Genomic DNA, 19,965 nt, shown 5'->3' with positions numbered 1-19,965 from the left:
TGGCACCGGCTTCGCCGGTGATCGCGGGACCAGCCCGCTCCCACAGAGATTGGGCTGACCTTTAGATTTTGAACAAGACAGCTGCTTCCACAGGGTAGGGGCGGGCTGGTCCGGAGATTTTCTGCCCTGGAGATCAGGCCAGGTTCACCGCCGCCGTCGGTTTACGCGACATCAGGCTGACCACGACAAAGCTCACCAGGCCTACCGCCAGGCTGTAGTAGATCGGCGAGTTGGCATCCAGGCCGTCCTTGAACATGAAGAACAGCGCGGTGGCAAAGCCCAGCGACATGCTGGCGATTGCACCCGGGGTGGTGGCGCGTTTCCAGAAGATCGCCCCGATCAGCGGGATCAGCATACCGCCGACCAGCAGGTTGTAGGCCAGGGTCAGGGCGCTGATCACGTCGTTCACCGCCAGGGCGATCACCAGCACTGCCACGCCAGTGAGCAGGGTGAACAGGCGGTTCACGCCCAGGCTCGAGCGCTTGCCGCCACGCAGCTTGGGCAGCAGGTCTTCGGTCAGGGTGGTGGACGCCGCCAGCAGGCCGGCGCTTGCGGTCGACATCATCGCCGCCAGTGCCGCCGCCATCAGCAGGCCACGGATGCCGTCGGGCAGGGTGGTCTTGATCATCTCGGCGAAGGCGTTGTTCGGGTTGGCCAGGTCAGGCATCAGCACATGGGCGGCCATGCCGATCAGCGCGCAGGCCAGGCCGTAGATCACGCAGTACACGCCTGCGGCGGTGCCGGCGCGCTGGCAGACCTTCTCGTCACGTGCGGTGAACACGCGCTGCCAGATGTCCTGGCCGATCAGGATGCCGAAGAAGTAGATCAGGAAGTAGGTGATGATGGTGTCCCAGCCGATGGTGGTGAGCTGGAAGCTCGCCGCCGGCAGCTTGGCCACCAGTGCATCCCAGCCACCGGCCTTGTACAGGCACACCGGCAGGAGGATGAACATCAGGCCCACGGTCTTGATGACGAACTGCACGATGTCGGTGAGGGTCAGCGACCACATGCCGCCGATGGTCGAGTAGACCACCACCACGCCACCGCCGAACAGCAAGGCCATCCAGAACGGCACATCGAGCAGCACTTGCAGCACGGTGCCCATGGCCAGCGTGGAGACCACGCCGATCATCAGCGCGTAGGCCAGCATGATCACTGCACTGGCCTGGCGCGCCATCGGGTTGTAGCGGCGCTCCAGGACCTGGGTCACGGTGAAGATGCGCAGGCGCAGCAGCGGTTTGGCGAGGAACAGGTTCAGGGCGATGATGCCCAGGCCCAGGGCCGCGCACAGCCAGAAACCGGAAATGCCGTGGACATAGCCCAGGCGCACGGTGCCGACGGTGGATGCACCACCGAGCACGGTGGTGGCCATGGTGCCCATGTAGAGGGTCGGGCCGAGATTGCGTCCGGCGACCAGGTAGTCTTCGTGGGTTTTCGCCCGCCGCATGCCGTACCAGCCAAGCCCGAGCATGCCAGCGGCGTAGATCAGTACAACAATGATGTCCAAGGCCATGGGTGTCTCCGATTATCTTTATTATGCGAGATCGATCGCTCGGACGCTCTCACCGCGTCCGGCGCTCCTCATCGAGTGTTGGCGGGCCTCTATGGCCCTGACCCACGGCTCCTGCCTGGGTATTGCAAGTGTTTCAGGTGATCAGCGACGCACCACGCCGGGAAGCACGCAGAGCATTTCGAACAACAGGTTGGCGCCCAGCAGCGAGGTGTTGCCGGTGGTGTCGTACGGTGGCGAGACCTCGACCAGGTCGCAGCCGATCAGGTCCAGGCCGTGGCAACCGCGGATGATTTCCATCGCCTGGATGGTGGTCAGGCCGCCGATTTCCGGGGTGCCGGTGCCTGGCGCCCAGGCCGGGTCGATGCCGTCGATGTCGAACGACAGGTACACCGGGCCACCGCCGACCTTCTCGCGCACTTCGGCCATCAGCGGCTCCAGCGATTTGTGCCAGCACTCTTCGGCCTGCACCACGCGGAAGCCCTGGCGGCGGCTCCAGTTGAAGTCGTCGGCGGTATAGCCCTGGGCGCGCAGGCCGATCTGCACCACGCGGTCGCAGTCCAGCAGGCCTTCCTCGACGGCGCGGCGGAAGGTGGTGCCGTGGGCGATCTTCTCGCCGAACATATGATCGTTGACGTCGGCGTGGGCGTCGATGTGTACCAGGCCGATCTTGCCGTGCTTTTTATGCAGGGCGCGCAGGATCGGCAGGGTGATGGTGTGGTCGCCACCCAGGGTCATGGGGATGACGTTGTGTTCGAGGATTTCGTCGTAGGCTTCTTCGATGATGCGCACGGCGTCGAGCAGGTTGAAGGTGTTGATCGCCACGTCACCGATGTCGGCGACCGACAGCGAGTCGAACGGGGCGGCGCCGGTGGCCATGTTGTACGGGCGGATCATCACCGATTCGGCGCGGATCTGCCGCGGGCCGAAGCGGGTGCCGGAGCGCAGCGAGGTGCCGATATCCAGTGGCACGCCGATGAAGGCGGCGTCCAGGCCTTCGGCGCTTTGCAGGTGAGGAAGACGGAGCATGGTGGCGATGCCGCCGAAACGCGGCATTTCGTTGCCGCCCAGTGGTTGGTGGAGAATCTTGTCCACGGTGGGCCTCATCAGTCGGTCGATTGTTCTGTTTGTTCGAACCTGTGTCGCGGCACGCTCGGCAAGCGCGAAGGCGCCGGCGACCAGGGACATTTCGGCCAAGTCTGCGCAAGGTAGTGCGCGGGAAGAATCGCTACCGACAAATACTTACTTCAGGAATTTCTGAACTATCGACGCGCAGGCGCGGTAGACTCTGGCGCATTTCCACTCGACGGAACCCGTGCGCCATGGCCTCATCGCTGCCCGACCTGAAACTGTTGCGCATCTTTGCCAGCGTGGTGCGCCACCAGGGTTTCGCCAATGCCCAGCGCGACCTCAACCTTTCCACGTCGGCCATCAGCACCTACATGAGCCAGCTGGAAAGCGCCCTGGGCCTGGTGCTGTGCCACCGTGGGCGTGGTGGTTTCAGCCTGACCAGCAAGGGCGAGCTGTTCCACCAGGAGACCTTGCGCCTGCTGGGCGAGCTCGACGGTTTCGAGCAATACGCCGCGGCGCTCAAGGGTGAGCTGCGCGGCACCCTCAACCTGGGGGTGATCGACTCCACCGTTGGCGATCGCGCGCTGCCCCTGGCCGAGGCGATCGGCGCCTACAGCCAGGAACACCCGGCCGTGCACTTGCACCTGTCGGTGTCCAGCCCTTACGAGCTGCAGCTGGGTGTGCAGGACAACCGCCTGGACCTGGCCATCGGCGCCTTCTCTTCGCGCATGAGCGGCCTGGTGTACCTGCCGTTGTACCGCGAGCAGCACTGGCTGTACTGCAGCAGCCGCCACCCGCTGTTCAGCGAGCGGCGCATTCCGGCGCAGGTCATCACTCAGCAACGCATGGTCGGGCGGGGTTACTGGAGCCAGGCGGAACTGGCCCGGCACGGTTTCAAGCACAGCGCGGCGACCGTGGAGAGCATGGAGGCGCAGTTGATCCTGATCCTGTCCGGTGCCTACATCGGTTACCTGCCCGAGCACTATGCCCAGGCCTGGGCCGACAAAGGTGATCTGCGGGTGTTGTCGCCGTCTACCTTCGGCTATCAGGCGCCATTCTCTTTGATCATCCGCCGTGGGCGCAGCCGCGAACCGTTGATCCAGACCTTCCGCGACCTGCTCAAGTCGCAGTTGAATGTGGGCTGATCGGCGTTGCCGAAAATACATTCCGTCAGGTCGGGAACTTTTCTTGCAAATGCTGATCCCGCACGTGAAAAAGCTCTGCTAAACCTTTACTTGCTTTGATGAAATTTCCCTCTCATCTACACAAGCAAGGACCGCCCGAGATGCGCACGAATCTGCCCGTAACCGAGCATGAAAGAACGTTCTCCAGCGAGCAGCGGTTGATTTCCACCACCGACCTGAACAGCCGGATCACTTACTGCAACGACGCGTTCGTGGCGATCAGCGGATTCACCTACGACGAGTTGGTGGGGCAGCCGCACAACCTGGTGCGCCACCCCGACATGCCGCCGTCGGTGTTCGGCCATATGTGGGAAACCATCAAGCAAGGCAAGCCGTGGATGGGCGTGGTGAAGAACCGCGCCAAGAACGGCGACTTCTACTGGGTCAGCGCCTATGTCACGGCGGTCTACGAGAACGGTCGCATCAGTGGCTACGAGTCGGTGCGCTCGGTGCCGACTCGCGAACAGATTCGTCGTGCCGAAGCGTTGTACGCACGCCTGCGGGCCGAACGCTCGCCGGTGCCCTGGGCGGCGCGGCTGGCGCATGGCCTGGGGACTGGCTGGCCACTGGTGGGTGCCGGGCTGATTGCGGCGACAGGCTACCTGTGGCTACCGCCCTATGCGGCGCTGGGCCTGCTGATGGTCAGCCTGTTCAGTGCCTGGTACCTGATCGAACACCGGCAGAACCAGGCCATTCGCCGTACCCTGGCCGAGCATCCCAAGGCCTTCACCAGTCCGCTGGTCGCCCTGACCTACAGTGACAACCCGGGCCTGCGCGGTCAGCTCGACCTGGCGATCATCAGCGAAGAGGCGCGTCTGCAGACTGCGCTCACGCGGCTGGTGGATGCTGGCGTCGGGGTCAAGTCACGGGCCGCGCAGTCAGCGGAACTGTCCGATGCCCAGGCGCAGATGCTCGACCGACAGCGCAGCGAAACCGACCAGTCGGCGACCGCTATCGCGCAGATGGCGGCGACCATCCAGCAGGTCACCCATAACGTGCAGAGTACCGCCCACGCGGCCGACGATGCCGACCAGCTGGCGCAGCAGGGCAGTGACCTGGCCCAGCAGAGCCTGCGCGCCATGGGCAGCATGAGCGAGGCGGTGAACGACATCGGCCAGGCAGTCAATGCCCTGGCCGAGCAGACCCAGTCGATCGGCAGTGTGGTGGATGTGATCACCTCGATTGCCGAGCAGACCAATCTGCTGGCGCTCAATGCCGCCATCGAAGCGGCGCGTGCCGGGGAACAGGGCAGGGGCTTTGCGGTGGTGGCCGATGAGGTGCGTTCGCTCGCCCAGCGCACCCGCACCTCCACCGAGGAAATCCACCAGATCATTGCCTCGCTGCGTGCCGGTGCCGAGCGCGCGGTGAGCAGCGCCAGCCGCGGCGAGCAGATTTCTCGCGATAGCGTGCACAGCGTCGAGGCGGTGCAGTCGGCACTGACCGGCATCGTCCAGGCGGTGAGCCGCATTACCGGCATGAGCCAGCAGATAGCGACCGCGTCCGAGCAGCAGAGCCATGTGGCGGAGGATATCAACCAGCAGATCGTGCGCATTGCCCACCTGTGCGACGAAAGCGCCGGGCAGGCGAAGCAGGGGGCTGAGATCAGCCAGGATCTGGAGCGGATGGCGGAGTACCTGCATAGCCTGGCGGAGCGGTTCAATCGTTAGAGGGGGGGGCCGCAACGCGGGCCTCGATTTCCGGCATACAGTTCCGGCATATGGCAAAATCCCTGCGCCAACGGAGACCCCCATGCCCAGACCCCGCTGCGAGCGCTGCCAGCGTCCGCTCGCCCATTGCCTTTGCCCACTGATCCCGTCACTCGACAGCCGCACCCGCGTGGTCCTGCTGCAGCACCCCAGTGAAACCAGCCACGCCCTGAACACCGCCCGCCTGGCTGCGTTGGGGCTGCGCAATGCCGAGCTGGTGATTGGCGAAGTCTTCGAGGATCTTCCTGCACTGCTGGCCACCCCCGGCTATCGTCCGGCGCTGTTGTTCCCGGGCGAGCAGGCTGAGGTGGTGTCGGCCTATGGCGAAGGCGATGCGTTGCCGCTGCTGCTGATCGTCCCAGACGGGACCTGGCGCAAGGCACGCAAGCTGCTGTACCTCAATCCGCTGTTGGGGGGACTGCCGCGGGTGACGCTTGGCCAGGTGCAGCCCTCGCGTTACCGGCTGCGCAAGGCGCCGCAGGAGGGTGCGCTGTCGACCTTGGAGGCGGTGGTGCAGGTGTTGAATGTGTTGGAACAACCCGCGAATTTCGATGAATTGCTCAGGCCGTTCGAGGCATTGATCGAGGGGCAGATCAGCGCCATGGGGGCTGAGACCTTTGCTCGGAATCATGGGCAAGGATGACGGATTGGCGGGGGCCTTTTCGCGGGCAAGCCCGCTCCCACAAATTGGACTGCCCCATAGCATTCTGAATGCTGTGGGGCCCCTGTAGGAGCGGGCTTGCCCGCGAAAAGGCCACCACCAATCCCACGGCCCTCACCGCTCGCGCATTGCTTCGGTCCTGGCCTTCATCACCGGCTTGAGCAGGTAATCCAGCACGCTCTTCTGCCCGGTGATGATGTCCACCGTCGCGGTCATCCCCGGGATGATCAGCAGCGGCTTGTTGTCCCCGCCCAAATGGTTCTTCTCGGTGCGCACCTGGATCAGGTAGAACGCATTGCCCTTGTCGTCGGTGACAGTGTCGGCGCTGATCAGCTCGAGTTTGGCCTTGAGCCCGCCATAGATGGTGTAGTCGTAGGCACTGAACTTGACCATCGCCACCTGCCCCGGATGCAGGAACGCCACGTCCTGCGGGCGCACCTTGGCCTCGATCAGCAGGTTGTCCTCGATCGGCACGATCTCCACCAGGTCGCTGCCGGGCTGGACCACGCCGCCGATGGTGTTGACCTTGAGCAGCTTGACGATGCCACGCACTGGCGACACCACGGTGGTGCGGTTGACCCGGTCGTCGATGGCGATGCTGGTGGCGGTGATCTTCGACAATTCCGTGCGCTTGTCATTGAGCTCCTTGGCCGCGTCGGAACGAAAACTCGCCTCGGACTCCTGGATCTTGCTGCGAATCTCGGCAATGGCCGCTTCAGCGCGAGGAATGGCCAGGTTGGTCGCGTTCAGTTGGCCGCGGGCTTCGACGCTGCGCTGCTTGAGACGCAGGATCTCCACCGGAGAAATGGCGCCTTTGCTCACCAGTGGCGACGACATGTCCAGCTCTTGCTGCAGCAGCCCTACCGCTGAACGGTACTGATCGACCTTGGAGCGGAATTCGGCGAGCTCCTGGGTCTTCTGCCGCAGTTGTTCGTTGAGCGTCTGCTTCTCGCTGGTGAGCCGGCGCTGACGCGACTGATAGAGGGCGATTTCGTCCTCGGCCACCTGCGGTGCCTTGGCGCGGATTTCGTCCGACAGCGCGAAGGGGCGCCCTTCGGATTCGGCCGACAGGCGCTCGACCTGTGCGGTCAGGGCGTAGCGGTCGGCTTCGCTCTCGCCCTTGTTCGACTTGAAGCGGGTGTCGTCCAGGCGCAGCAGGGTGGCGCCCTTGTCGACCATCTGTCCTTCGCGCACGAAGATCTCGGTGACGATGCCGCCTTCGAGGTTCTGGATCACCTGCACCTTGCTCGAGGGGATGGCCTTGCCTTCGCCGACCGTGACCTCGTCGAGCACGGCGAACTTGGCCCAGACCAGGGCCACCAGCAACAGCGCTGCTGCCAGCCACACCGTGATGCGCGACAGGCGCGGCGAGTCCTGCAGGGTGGCGCCGGCCAGCTCCGGCATGTAGTCGCGCTCGGCATGCTTGTCGGCGCCGGCGAGATGGCTGCGAACGCTTTGGCTGAGGGGCATGTCTACCTCCGATGAAAACCACGGAGCCTCTGGCAGCGCCGTTCTTGACGTCGTTTACAGGGCTGCGCCGATACGGCCTTTGCGCAGGGCGTCGATCACCGCGTCCTTCGGCCCGTCGGCCACCACCTTGCCGTTGTCCAGTACCACCAGGCGGTCCACCAGGCTGAGCATCGAGCTGCGGTGGGTGACCAGCAGCAGGGTCTTGCCGGGCACCCAGGCCAGCAGGCGTTGGCGCAGTTGGTCTTCGCTACTGTTGTCCATGTGGCTGGTGGGTTCGTCGAGGATCAGGATCGGCGGCTCCAGCAACAGTGCGCGGGCCAGCAGGACGGCCTGGCGCTGACCGCCGGAGAGCAGTTGGCCACGCTCGCCCAGCGGGCGGTCGAAGCCCTGCGGATGTTGGCGGGCCAGTTCGCTGACGCCGGTCAGCTCGGCGACTTCGAGCATGCGCGCGTCGCTGACGTGGCGTGCGCCCAAGGTTAGGTTGTCGCGCAGGCTGCCTGCCAGCAGGGGCATGTCGTGGGCGACATAGCCCAGCTGGTTGCGCAGGTCGGCAATATCCAGTTGGCGCAGGTCGAGGTTGTCCAGCAGCACCTGGCCTTCGTCAGGGTGATGAAACCCCATCAACAACCGCCCGAGCGTGCTCTTGCCCGAACCGCTGCGGCCGATGATGCCGATGCGCTCCCCGGGTTTGATCGACAGGTTGATGTCGTTCAGGGCAGCGGCAACCTGGCCGGGGTAGCGGAAGGTCACGTGGCTGATGCCCAGGCCGCCCTGCAGCGCCGTATGCTCCAGTGCCTGCTGGCCGGGTTGGCGCTCCTGCGGCAAGCTCATCAGTGCGTCGGTGCTGCGCATGGTCAATTGCGCTTGTTGGTAGCGGGTGATCAGCCCGGCGATCTGGCCCAGCGGCGCCAGCACCCGGCTGCCGAGCATGTAGCAGGCGACCAGGGCGCCCACGCTGAGGCTGCCGGCGATGATCGAGTAGACCCCCGCGACGATGGTGGCCATGCCGCAGAACTGCTGGATGAACAGCGTGCCGTTGCTGGCCAGGGCCGACAGGTTGCGGGCATGGGCGTCGAGACGGGCGATGGCGCCGTTGGTGTGTTCCCACAGATACTGGCGTTCGCTTTCGGCGCCGCAGGCCTTGAGGGTTTCCAGGCCGCCAAGGGTTTCGATCAGCAAGGCCTGGCGCACGGCGCCGAGGCTCAGGCTTTTCTGCACCGTATCGCGCAGGCGTATCTGGATGAACAACGCCACACCCACCGCCAGCGGGAAGGCCACCAGCGGGATCAGCACCAGCCAGCCGCCGAGCAGGCCGATCACCAGCAGCATCAGCACCACGAAGGGCAGGTCGATGATGCTGGTCAGGGTGACGGCGGTGAGGAATTCGCGCAGGCCCTGGAAGTCGTGGATGCTCTGGGCGAAGCCGCCGATGCTGGCCGGACGTGCTTTCATGGCCATGCCGGTGATGCGCTCGAACAGTGTGGCGGACAGGATCAGGTCGGTCTTCTTGCCGGCCTGGTCCAGCAGGTGCGCGCGGACCATGCGCAGTACCAGCTCGAAGGCGGTACCGATGAACAGGCCGATGACCAGCACCCACAGGGTCGAGAGTGCCTGGTTGGGCACCACGCGGTCGTAGGTCTGCATCACGAACAGCGGCACCATCAGCCCGAGCAGGTTGATCAGAAGGCTGGCCAGCAGGGCATCGCTGTATAGCCAGCGTGAATGCTTGAGGGTGTCGCGAAACCAGGCTTCGACCCGTGGCAGCAGTGGCGTACGCAGGTCTTCGAGGGTATGTCGCGGGCGGGCGAACAGGGCTTGCCCGCTGTAGGCCTGCTCCAGCGCCTGGCGCTCGACCCATTGCTCGCCACCTTCGGCCTCGCACGGCAGTATCAGCGCCCGTCCATCTTCGCTCCAGCGTTGCAGCACGGCGCTGCGCCCGTCACCGAGCAGCAACAGTACCGGCAGGTTCAGCGGGCTGATGGCGCCTAGCTCGCGGCGCAGTACTCGCGCCTGCAGCCCGGCGCGTGCGGCGGCTCGGGGCAGCAGTTCGAGGCTCAGGCGCTGGTCGGCCAGCGGCAGGCCGGCACACAGGCTGGCGCGGCTGGCCGGGCACCCATGAACCTTGCACAGGATCAGCAGGCCATCGAGCAATGGATCATCCGCAGCCAGGTTGGGCTGCGTGCTTTGCATACTGGTCACGATGGCCTACTCCTGCCGCGGTGGACGGGAAGTGGCTGCAGGGGGCTACAGCCGCCTTTCGCAGGGCCTAGCGCATATCGGGCAACTGCGCCTCATTGCGCACTTCGGTCTTGGCGATGGCTTCCGGTGGCAGCGAGATGCGCTGCTTGCTCAGCAACTCGCCCATGGTCGCCAGCACCCGGTACATGGAAAACTCTTCGGTGTAGCGCACCTCGGTGTAGCGACGGTTGGCGTTGTACAGCTCGTTCTCGCTGTCGAGCACGTCGAGCAGGGTGCGCTGGCCCAGGCCGAACTGGTCCTGGTAGGCACCACGCACGCGTTGGGTGGTCTCGGCGTATTCACGGGCGCTGGGGGTCTGCTTGCGTGCGTTGTTCATGGCGTTCCAGGCCAGGCTCAGGTTCTCGGTGAGCTCGCGCAGGGCGTTGTTGCGGATGTCCATGGCCTGGTTGATCTTGTGCGCATCGGACTGCAGGCGCGCCTTGTCGCTGCCGCCGCGGAACAGGTTGTAGCTGAGCTCGACGCCGGCCTGCCAGTCGTTGTTGCTGTGGCCGCGCTCGCCGCCCAGGTTGTTGTTGGCACCGGTGGCCAGCACTGCGTCCAGGCGTGGATAGAACGGCGACTTGGCCACTTCGTACTGTTTCTCTGCAGCGTTGACATCGGCCTGGGCGGACTTGAGGTACGGGTTGTTCTCGCGCATGCCCTGGCGGGCTTCATCGAGGGTGCCGGGCATCTGGATCTTGATCGAGGTCGGCGTTTCCAGTTCGTCCGGCTGGCGGCCGATGACGCTGTAGAAGTTGGCCTCGGCGTCGGCCAGGTCGACCTCGGCGGTGTCCAGGTTGTTTTCCGCCAGGGCGCGACGGGCGCGGGACTGGTCGAGGTCGGCGGTGCTGCCCACGCCGCGCTCGCTGCGCAGGCCGATCTGGTCGTTGACGCGCAGGTGTGCCTGCAGGTTGTTCTTGGCCAGGGTCACCAGCTCACGGCGCTTGAGCACTTCCAGGTACACCTCGATGGCGCGCAGGGCGACATCCTGGGCGATGGCCTGGGTGTAGTACGCGCGCGAGGTGGCCACCGATTCGGTGCGCCCGACTTCGTTGGCGGTGTTGAAGCCGTCGAAGATCATCTGCCGCAGGCGCAGCTCGGACTGTGTGTAGTTGAGGGTTTCCTTGTTGTGGTTGCGCGTGCCGTCGGGGTTGATGCCGCGCGTATTGAGGTTGTCCGAGCGCTGGCGGCCATAACCGGCCACCAGGTCGACGCTGGGGTAGTAGCCTCCGCGCGCGAACTTCACATCCTCATCGGCCGACAGCTTGCTGTTGCGATTGGAACTGATCTGAGGGTGGTAGTCCACGGCGCTCTGGACAGCCTCGGTGATCGACATCGCCTGAGCGTTGGCACAGGCCATGGCCAACAGGATCGCACTGGTGATGGGGGTTAACACGCGCATGGGGTACTTCTCCCTGGTCTTTAAAAAAGTCCTGCGATTCGCCAAAAAAATGACGAAAAATTGAGTTGAAACCGTTTCAGGTTTGTAACAACAGAGCTAAGAACATTTAACGGGCAAGCTAAGAAGATTTTTTCATAAGGTATATGCGAAAAAAAACTTATGCGGTCTAAGCAAACCGAGACATTGTTCTATTCAAGCGCCCGGGTAAATCGGCTGCAGTACCTGATTTCCGGGCTTCGGAGAAAGTTCCAGATTTTTTGCAGCTAAGGACCCTGGAGAGGACAACGACGGCGGAATTTGGCGACAAAAAATTGGCATTATAATAATGGCCAATTCCCACTACCGCACGCGTTGATCTGTCTTGGTGAAGGCGATTTCTCACCCTTGTGACAGACGCGAGACCCCGCAAAGGATCGCTTCCCGCATTACCTGGCCCGTCCGCCGCTGCAGAAAGCCAATCGGCAGGGGAGGCGTGCGTTCATGGCTAAATCAATTGGCGTGGTCAGCAAGGTCATAGGCCAGGTATTCGCGGTGGGCAGCGACGGTGCCAAGCGCATGCTGGTGGAGGGCGACCGCCTGTTCGCTGGCGAGCAACTGGAAACCGGAGCCGCCGGTGCTGTGGCCGTACGTTTGCACAACGGCGCCGAGCTGACGTTGGGACGAGGCAGCAGCCTGGAAATGACCCCGGACCTGTTGGCCAACCGTGCTCCCCACGTACAAGCTCCTGATCCGCTTCCCAGCCAGGCGCAGCTCAGCGATGTCGAGCGTCTGCAGCAAGCCATTGCCGCAGGTGCCGACCCGACGCAGGAGGGCGAAGCACCCGCCGCCGGGCCTGGCGCCAACGGAGCGCCCGGGGCCTTGGGGGGCGGGCACAGTTTCGTGTTGCTGACCGAGGTGGCCGGACGGGTCGATCCGACCATCGGCTTCCCCACCGCCGGCTTCAACGGTATTCCGGAACTGGCCAACCGTTACATCGGCACCCTGGACGCCGACAACAACGCAGGGCCCTTCGGATCGCCGCTCAATCCGCCGGTCAATCCCCCTGTAAACCCGCCGATCAATCCACCTGTGAATCCTCCCGTTACACCGCCGGACAATCCTGTCACCCTGCGCGGGCTGGACCTGAGCCCCGCCGAACTGACCCTCAACGAGGCAAACCTGCCATTGGGATCGGCCAGCAACCCGGCAGCCCTGACCCAATCCGGCAGTTTCACCGTGGTCGCGCCGGATGGTGTGTTCAACCTCAGCGTCGGCGGTATCAACGTGGTGACTGCCGGTGTGGTGACCGGTGTGGGCCAGTCCATTACCACGGGCCTTGGCAACGTCCTCACCATCACCGGTTACAACCCGTCCACGGGTGTCGTCAGCTACAGCTACACCCTCACCGGCGCCGAGCACCATCCGGACGGGGCAGGCAGCAATGAACTCGGCGAGCATTTCCCGGTGCTGGTCAGCGACACGGATGGCGACGTCGCCAGTGGCTCGCTGGACGTGATCATTCGCGACGATGTGCCCACGGCGGTCAACGATACCAACGCGGTCACTGCCACCGAGCAGCACACCCTGCTCACCGGCAATGTGCTGGACAACGACGTCCAGGGCGCCGATCGGGTGGTCGGCGGCCCCGTGGTGGCCGGTACCTACGTCGGAACCTACGGCACCCTGGTGCTTGCTGCGGACGGCTCCTACACCTACACGCTCAACCCCGAGGATGCGGACTTCAAGAACCTCAACGGTGGCGGACATGGCGTCGAGACCTTCACCTACACCCTGACGGATGCGGACGGTGACTCCAGCAGTGCGACCCTGACCCTGAACATCACCAACCTCGACGATCCGGTAACCCTCGGTGGCCTGGATGTGAAGGGCGGTGAGCTGACGGTCTACGAGAAAAACTTAAGCAACGGCAGTGCGCCGGACAGCACCGCCCTGACCCAGAGTGGCAGCTTTACCGTCAGTGCACCGGACGGCCTGCAGACCCTGAGTGTCGGTGGCATCAGCGTGGTCAGCGGCGGCATCGTGGCGGGTTTCCCGCAGTCGATCACGACCGCGCTGGGCAACACCCTGACCATCACCGGCTACAACCCGGCCACCGGCGTGGTCAGCTACAGCTACACCTTGCTCGGTAACGAAGGCCATCCTGCGGGCGAGGGCACCAACAGCCTGAGCGAGCATTTCAGCGTGATCGCCCAGGACACCGATGGCAGCAGCGCCACGGCCACCCTGGATGTGAACATCGTCGACGACGTACCCCAGGCGCAGCCCGACTCGGCCAGCGTGGTGGAGGGTGGCACGGTCAGCGGCAACGTGCTGCTTAACGATCAGTTGGGCGCCGACCAGGCTGGGACCAGCAATGTGGTGGTGGGTGCGCGGGCGGGGTCCGACACCTCGACCTCGGCCATCGGCAATCTCAATACCGCGATCGGGGGCCTGTATGGCACCCTGACCATCGATGCTGCCGGCAACGCCACCTACCATGCCAACCCGAATGCCGTGGCGCCGGCCGGTGCCACCGATGTGTTCGTCTACACCATCCGCGACACCGACGGTGACGAGAGCACCACGACCATCACCATCAACGTCAAGGATTGCTCGCTGATCGCCGGGCCCAACGACGGCGTGACGGTGTACGAGAAGGCGTTGGACCTGGTGAAGGACGGCAATGACCTGGCGCCGGGTACTGTCACCGGCAGCACACCGAGTTCCACTGGCGAAACCGCCTCCGGTAGCCTGGCGGGCTCCGTGAGCGGTGGCGTCGGTGCGCTGACCTTTACGCTGGTGGGCAATGCGGTGGGCCAGTATGGCCAGATTCAGCTCAATGCCGATGGTTCCTACACCTACACGCTGACCTCGGCGCCGAAATCGCCGGATAACGTCAATGATGGGGCGAACAGTCTGACCGAGAGCTTCACCTACGAGGTGAAGGATTCGCTGGGCAATTCGACCACCAGCACCATCGTCATCACCATCGTTGACGACGTGCCCAAGGCGCACAGCGATTTTGCCAATGTCTTCGAGGGCGGCACGGTCAGTGGCAACGTGCTGGTCAATGATGTATTCGGCGCCGATGTGGTGGCTGATGGCAAATACGTGGTCGGGGTTCGCGCAGGCGGTGATACCTCCACCTCGGCCATTGGCCAACTGGGCGTCCAGGTGGTCGGCCAGTATGGTTACCTGACCCTCGATGCCCAGGGTAACGCGACCTATCACTCCAACCCCGACAGTGTCGCGCCGCCTGGTGCTACGGATGTGTTCGTCTACACCATCCGCGATGCCGACGGTGACGAGAGCACCACCACCATCACCATTGATATCCACGACTGCTCGTTGGTCGCAACGCCTGATGGCGGCGTGACGGTGTACGAGAAGGCGCTGGATATGGTGAAGGACGGCAATGACCTGGCGCCAGGCACTGTTACCGGCAGCGATCCACACTCCCCGGGCGAGACGGCGTCGGGCTCGCTGGCCGGGTCGGTGAGTGGTGGTATCGGGGCGATGACCTTCACCCTGGTAGGCAACGCCGCAGGTCAGTACGGGCAGATCCAGCTCAATGCCGACGGCTCCTACACCTATACACTGACCTCGGCGCCGAAAACGCCGGGCAACGTCAATGACGGCGCGAACACGCTGACGGAGTCCTTCACCTACCAGGTGAAAGATTCGCTCGGCAACTCGACCACCGGCACCATCGTCATCACCATCGTCGACGATGTGCCCAAGGCGCACTGCGATGTGGCCAGCGTGACTGAAGGCGGCGTGGTCAGCGGCAATGTGCTGGACAACGACATTGTCGGTGCCGATGTGCGCGGGGACGGCCAGTACGTGGTCGGCGTGCGTGCCGGCTCCGACACCTCGACCTCGGCGATTGGCCAGGTCGGCAGCCAGATCATGGGCCAGTACGGTTACCTGACCCTCGATGCCCAGGGCAACGCGACCTACCATGCCAACCCCAACAGCGTGTCCCAGGCCGGCGCTACCGATGTGTTCGTCTACACCATCCGTGATGCCGATGGCGACGAGAGCACCACGACCATCACCATCGATGTGCACGACAGCAAGCTGGTGGCCTGCGAAGACAGTGAAGTGAAGGTGTATGAAAAAGCACTGGACCTGAACAAGGATGGCAACGACCTGGCCGCAGGCAATGTCACCGGCAGTGACCCGCACTCGACAGCGGAAACCGCGTCCGGCAGCCTCGCGGGCTCGGTGGGTGGTGGTGTTGGCGCGCTGACCTTCAGCCTGGTGGGCAATGCCACGGGGCAATATGGCCAGCTCCAGCTCAATGCCGATGGTTCCTACACCTACACCCTGACCTCAGCGCCGAAAACGCCGGGCAACGTCAATGACGATGCGAACAGTCTGACCGAGTCCTTCACCTATCAAGTGACGGACTCCGTAGGTAACTCGACTACCAGCACCATCGTCATCACCATCGTCGACGATGTACCCAAGGCCCATTGCGATGTGGCCAGTGTGACTGAAGGCGGCGTGGTCAGCGGCAATGTGCTGGACAACGACATTGTCGGTGCCGATGTGCGGGCAGACGGTCAGTATGTGGTCGGCGTCCGCGCCGGCAGCGACACCTCGACCTCGGCGATTGGCCAGCTTGGCAGTCAGGTCATGGGCCAGTACGGCTACCTGACCCTCGATGCCCAAGGCAATGCGACTTATCACGCCAACCCTGACAGTGTGTCCAAGGCCGGCGCTAGCGACGTGTTCGTCTACACCATTCGCGATGCCGATGGTGACGAGAGCACCACGACCATCACCATCGATGTGCAGGACAGCAAGCTGGTGGCTTGTGAGGATCGTGACGTCACCGTGTACGAGAAGGCGCTGGACCTGGTCAAGGACGGCAACGACCTGGCGGCGGGCACGGTCACTGGCAGTGACCCGCATTCAACGGCGGAAACCGCCTCCGGCAGTCTGGTGGGGTCGGTCGGCGGCGGTGTCGGGGCATTGACCTATAGCCTGGTGGGCAATGCTGTCGGCCAGTTCGGGCAAATTCAGATCAACGCCGATGGTTCCTACACCTACACCCTGACCTCGGCACCGAAAACCCCGGGCGGTGCGGACGATGGCGCCAATCGGGTTGTCGAGTACTTCACCTACAAGGCCACCGATTCGCTGGGCAACAGTGTCACCAGCACCATTGCCATTTCCATCGTCGATGATGTGCCCAAGGCCGTGTGCGCCGAACGCAGCATCACGCCCGGCCAGGTGGACTCCAATATCCTGCTGGTGATCGATGTCTCCGGCAGCATGAACTTTGCCTCTGGTGTGCAGGGGCTGAGCCGTCTGGCCCTGGCAAAGCAGGCGATCAACGCCTTGCTCGACAAGTACGACGACATTGGCGATATCAAGGTGCAAATCGTCACCTTCGCCACCGGGGCCTGGGTCAAGACGCCGGTCTGGGTATCGATCGCCGAGGCCAAGAGCATCGTCGCCGGGCTGACCGCCGACGGTTCGACCTACTACGATTCGGCGGCCATCAAGGCCCAGGAGGCCTTTGCCAGCAGTGGCAAGATCGCGGGGGCGCAGAACATCAGCTACTTCTTCTCCGATGGCGTGCCCACTGACAATCATTCGATGACAGCGGTGCGCGAAGCGGCCTGGGAAAGCTTCCTCGATAACAACGGGATCAAGTCCTACGCCATTGGCTTGGGCACTGGCGTCAACCAGGCCAACCTCGACCCCTTGGCCTACGACGGCAGCAGCCATGTGGATACGGGCTCCGTGGTGGTTACCGACCTCAGCCAGCTCAGCGCCGTGCTGTCGGGCACTGTGCAGGGGGCGCCGATCACCGGCAGCCTGATGAGTGGCGGGCACTTTGGTGCCGATGGCGGCTTCATCAAGGCGCTGCTGGTCGATGGCACCACCTACACCTTCGATCCCAAGGCCAATGCTGGGCAGGGGGGCTACAGCGTTGCCGGAGGGCCGGACAAGGCCAGCTTCGATACCAGCGGCAACACGCTGTCGATCAAGACTGCGCTCGGTGGCACGCTGCTGGTGGACATGGACACTGGTGAATTTACCTACACGCCGCCGAAGGATACCGGCAGCAGCCAGGTCGAGAAGTTCGGCTTCACTGTCAGCGACAACGACGGCGACACCAGCAGCGCCAGCCTGGTGGTGAAGATCAACAGCAACAGCGCGCCAGTGGCGGGTGCCGACCACATCATCACCAATATCACCGGTGCCAGCGTCACCGTCCCGGCCCAGGCGCTGCTGGCCAATGACAGCGATGCGGATCACGACCACCTGAGCGCTGCGCCCATCACCTTCAACACGGGCTTTGCCGACAAGGGCGCGGGCTTCACGGCAGGCAGCCAGGCACAGACGCTCAAGTTCGATGGCACCGCCAACAAGCTCGAGAACCAGCTCAAGGACCTGGCGCGCAGTGACTTCACGGCGATCTCGGGCTCCATGACGGCGGCCTTGGTGATTGCTGGGTACCTGGGTTCGATCAGCACCGGCAATGCCAACGATGAGGACACCCTGACCGTGACCCTGCGCAAGGGTGAGAGCCTCAGCCTCGACCATGACCGCCCGGCAGGCAACCTGATGCTGGAGTGGAAGGATGCCAACGGCAGCTATCAGCCGATCGCCGACGGTGGCAGCTTCACCGCCAGCCACGACGGTGTGTACAGCATTCACGTGATCAACAGCGAGAATGCCCTGGGCAACAGCAAGGCGGCGGAGAACTACAAGCTGAGCCTGGTGATCGACTACAGCCATGCCGAGAACGAGGTCTACCAGGGCAGCTACACGCTCAGCGACAACCATGGCGGCAGCGCCTCCGGGGCGGTGGACATCACCTATCAGGCCGGTAGCACCTTGCAGGGCACGGCAGGCGACGATGTACTGCTGGCGGGCAATGGCGACGACACCTTGAACGGTGGTGCCGGCCACGATGTGCTGGTGGGAGGGGCTGGGAACGATGCCCTGTACGGCGGGGAGGGAGATGATCTGCTGATCGGTGGCCCCGGCAACGACCTGCTGTACGGCGGGCCCGGCAATGACACCGCCAGCTACGCGTCGGCGACGGCCGGGGTCACGGTCGATCTCGGCCATGTCGGTGCGCAGAACACCGGCGGGGCGGGCCTCGACACCCTGGTCAGCATCGAGAACCTGATCGGCTCGGACTACAACGACACGCTGATCGGCAACGAGGGGGACAATGTGCTCAGTGGTGGCCTGGGGGACGACATTCTCATCGGCGGTGGCGGTAACGACATCCTCATTGGCGGGCCAGGCAACGACACCCTCACCGGCGGCAGCGGCAACGATACCTTCGTCTGGCAGAAAGGCGATACCGGGCACGACCGGGTGACCGACTTCACGCCGGGCAGCGACCGGCTCGACCTGTCGCAATTGCTGCAAGGCGAGAATGCTACGGCAGCCTCGCTGGATGACTACCTGCACTTCAAGGTCAGTGGCAGTGGGGTCAATGTGGTCTCGACCATTGAGGTCAGTAGTGTGGCGGGTGCTGCGGCGACGCAGACCATCGATCTTGCCGGCGTCGACCTGGCCCAGCATTACGGGGTGACGGCGGGAGCGGGGGGCATGATCGCGGCGGGGCACGATACCGCGACCGTCATCAGCGCCATGCTCAACGATCATTCGTTGAAGGTGGATACGGTGTAACCGGTCTGTCCGGTTTTACGGATGGCGCAGGGTCTTCTGCTTGAGGATGTAGAGGGTGACCAGCACGGCGCTGGTGAGCATGAAGGCCCTGGCCCAGAACAGCGGCACCAGGTAGCACGACAGCCCGATGCTCGCCCACATCAGGCCGATGGCGTAGACCTTGCCCTTGAGCGGGATACCTTCGCCGTTGAGGTAGTCGCGAATCCACGGCCCGAGCCTGGGGTGGTTCACCAGCCAGTCGTGGAAGCGCGGCGAGCTGCGGGCGAAACAGGCCGCCGCCAGCAGCAGGAAAGGGGTGGTGGGCAACACCGGCAGGAAGATCCCCAGCACCCCTAGCGCGACACTGAGCCAGCCGACGGCCAGCAGCAGGTAGCGCACCACTGCGAATCAGTGGTGGCGCGGCTTGAGCAGGGCCGGCTTTTCTTCCGGCGCGTGCAGCAGCAGGAACAGCGCGCTCAGTGCCTCGGGAATCTGCACGACCATGTCGTCCTGCAGGTTGGCGTTGCTGGCGATGTCGGCGAACTCAGGCTGTTCGTCGAACAGGCCCGAGCCAACCATGATCGGCAGCAGCATTTCGCTGACTTCCTCTTCGGCGTTCTCGAACCAGGCCTCTTCACGCAGGAACACGCCCTCCATGAAGCCGATGCACCAGCCGCGCAGGTCGGAATCGTCCGGCTCGTCGGTCAGGTCCAGCTCGCAAGGCAGGTCGAATTCCTCGTCGCTGGCCAGTTGGCGAGCGATGTGGCCCTTGAGGGCCACCAGCGTCGCTTCGATCTCGGTGCGCTGGGCTTCGCTGGCGTAGTGAGGTTCTTCGGCGAAAAGCGCGTCGATCCATTCGCGCTCGGGAACGTCCTCGGCACAGATCGACAGCGCGGTCAGGTAGCCGTGTGCGGCGACGTAGTCCAGCGCTTCTTCGTGCAGCTCATCGGCGTCGAGGAAGGCTTGCAGGCGGGTCAGTTGCTCGGCGAAGGACATTACAGGGCTACCTTGGGGAATAAACGATAGTGAATTCTAGCACCTTGCAGCCTCGGCGGGGCAAAGGGAACGTCTGTCACCGGAGCCTGCCGCAGAGCAGG

Annotated in this window: 11 protein-coding genes; 4 read left to right on the top strand and 7 right to left on the bottom strand. The window is 64.0% G+C overall.

Annotated elements, in window-relative coordinates; all coding sequences use genetic code 11:
• Positions 1-133 precede the first annotated feature (133 nt).
• Positions 134-1,513: a sodium:solute symporter gene (locus HU729_RS11465; protein ID WP_063543766.1), complete on the bottom strand. Its 1,380-nt coding sequence runs from the start codon at positions 1,511-1,513 to the stop codon at positions 134-136.
• Positions 1,514-1,654: 141 nt separating this feature from the next.
• A complete protein-coding gene (gene speB / locus HU729_RS11460; RefSeq protein ID WP_063543768.1) occupies positions 1,655-2,605 on the bottom strand; it encodes an agmatinase in 951 nt (316 codons plus the stop codon).
• 227 nt (positions 2,606-2,832) lie between these two features.
• On the opposite strand from speB, the gene HU729_RS11455 reads away from it, so the two are divergent.
• From HU729_RS11455 to HU729_RS11445, 3 genes are all read left to right on the top strand, one after another.
• On the top strand, positions 2,833-3,726 hold the full coding sequence (locus HU729_RS11455) for a LysR family transcriptional regulator (protein WP_186710096.1): 894 nt from the start codon (positions 2,833-2,835) through the stop codon (positions 3,724-3,726).
• A 140-nt stretch (positions 3,727-3,866) separates the two neighbouring features.
• Positions 3,867-5,432, top strand: coding sequence for a PAS domain-containing methyl-accepting chemotaxis protein (locus HU729_RS11450; protein WP_186710095.1), 1,566 nt, complete (start codon positions 3,867-3,869; stop codon positions 5,430-5,432).
• Between the two features lie 82 nt (positions 5,433-5,514).
• The gene (locus tag HU729_RS11445) at positions 5,515-6,114 is read left to right on the top strand and encodes a DTW domain-containing protein (protein ID WP_186710094.1); all 600 of its coding nucleotides are present in this window, start codon (positions 5,515-5,517) and stop codon (positions 6,112-6,114) included.
• 132 nt (positions 6,115-6,246) lie between these two features.
• Here the strand turns inward: HU729_RS11445 and HU729_RS11440 are convergent, their stop codons facing one another.
• From HU729_RS11440 to HU729_RS11430, 3 genes are all read right to left on the bottom strand, one after another.
• Entirely contained in the window at positions 6,247-7,602 is a 1,356-nt protein-coding gene (locus tag HU729_RS11440; RefSeq protein ID WP_186710093.1) for an HlyD family type I secretion periplasmic adaptor subunit, read from the bottom strand.
• A gap of 54 nt (positions 7,603-7,656) precedes the next feature.
• Complete coding sequence (locus tag HU729_RS11435) at positions 7,657-9,792, bottom strand: type I secretion system permease/ATPase (RefSeq protein ID WP_186667006.1); 2,136 nt, start codon at positions 9,790-9,792, stop codon at positions 7,657-7,659.
• Positions 9,793-9,868: 76 nt separating this feature from the next.
• Entirely contained in the window at positions 9,869-11,242 is a 1,374-nt protein-coding gene (locus HU729_RS11430) for a TolC family outer membrane protein (RefSeq protein WP_186710091.1), read from the bottom strand.
• Between the two features lie 480 nt (positions 11,243-11,722).
• On the opposite strand from HU729_RS11430, the gene HU729_RS11425 reads away from it, so the two are divergent.
• The gene (locus tag HU729_RS11425) at positions 11,723-18,889 is read left to right on the top strand and encodes a retention module-containing protein (protein ID WP_186710090.1); all 7,167 of its coding nucleotides are present in this window, start codon (positions 11,723-11,725) and stop codon (positions 18,887-18,889) included.
• A 15-nt stretch (positions 18,890-18,904) separates the two neighbouring features.
• Here the strand turns inward: HU729_RS11425 and HU729_RS11420 are convergent, their stop codons facing one another.
• Positions 18,905-19,267, bottom strand: a complete 363-nt coding sequence (locus HU729_RS11420; protein ID WP_186710086.1) for a DUF454 family protein — start codon at positions 19,265-19,267, stop codon at positions 18,905-18,907.
• A gap of 9 nt (positions 19,268-19,276) precedes the next feature.
• Positions 19,277-19,864, bottom strand: a complete 588-nt coding sequence (locus HU729_RS11415; RefSeq protein WP_186666848.1) for a YecA family protein — start codon at positions 19,862-19,864, stop codon at positions 19,277-19,279.
• Positions 19,865-19,965: the final 101 nt, after the last annotated feature.

This window comes from Pseudomonas sp. RW10S2 (assembly GCF_014268985.1).
GTDB classification, from domain to species: domain Bacteria; phylum Pseudomonadota; class Gammaproteobacteria; order Pseudomonadales; family Pseudomonadaceae; genus Aquipseudomonas; species Aquipseudomonas wayambapalatensis.
This window is presented reverse-complemented; position numbering and strand designations above follow the sequence as displayed.

Bases quoted from the DNA above. Each gene is read 5' to 3' on its own strand.
- HU729_RS11465 (WP_063543766.1), bottom strand. From the start codon at position 1,513: ATGGCCTTGGACATCATTGTTGTACTGATCTACGCCGCTGGCATGCTC.
- HU729_RS11455 (WP_186710096.1), top strand. From the start codon at position 2,833: ATGGCCTCATCGCTGCCCGACCTGAAACTGTTGCGCATCTTTGCCAGC.
- HU729_RS11450 (WP_186710095.1), top strand. From the start codon at position 3,867: ATGCGCACGAATCTGCCCGTAACCGAGCATGAAAGAACGTTCTCCAGC.
- HU729_RS11445 (WP_186710094.1), top strand. From the start codon at position 5,515: ATGCCCAGACCCCGCTGCGAGCGCTGCCAGCGTCCGCTCGCCCATTGC.
- HU729_RS11440 (WP_186710093.1), bottom strand. From the start codon at position 7,602: ATGCCCCTCAGCCAAAGCGTTCGCAGCCATCTCGCCGGCGCCGACAAG.
- HU729_RS11435 (WP_186667006.1), bottom strand. From the start codon at position 9,792: ATGCAAAGCACGCAGCCCAACCTGGCTGCGGATGATCCATTGCTCGAT.
- HU729_RS11430 (WP_186710091.1), bottom strand. From the start codon at position 11,242: ATGCGCGTGTTAACCCCCATCACCAGTGCGATCCTGTTGGCCATGGCC.
- HU729_RS11425 (WP_186710090.1), top strand. From the start codon at position 11,723: ATGGCTAAATCAATTGGCGTGGTCAGCAAGGTCATAGGCCAGGTATTC.
- HU729_RS11415 (WP_186666848.1), bottom strand. From the start codon at position 19,864: ATGTCCTTCGCCGAGCAACTGACCCGCCTGCAAGCCTTCCTCGACGCC.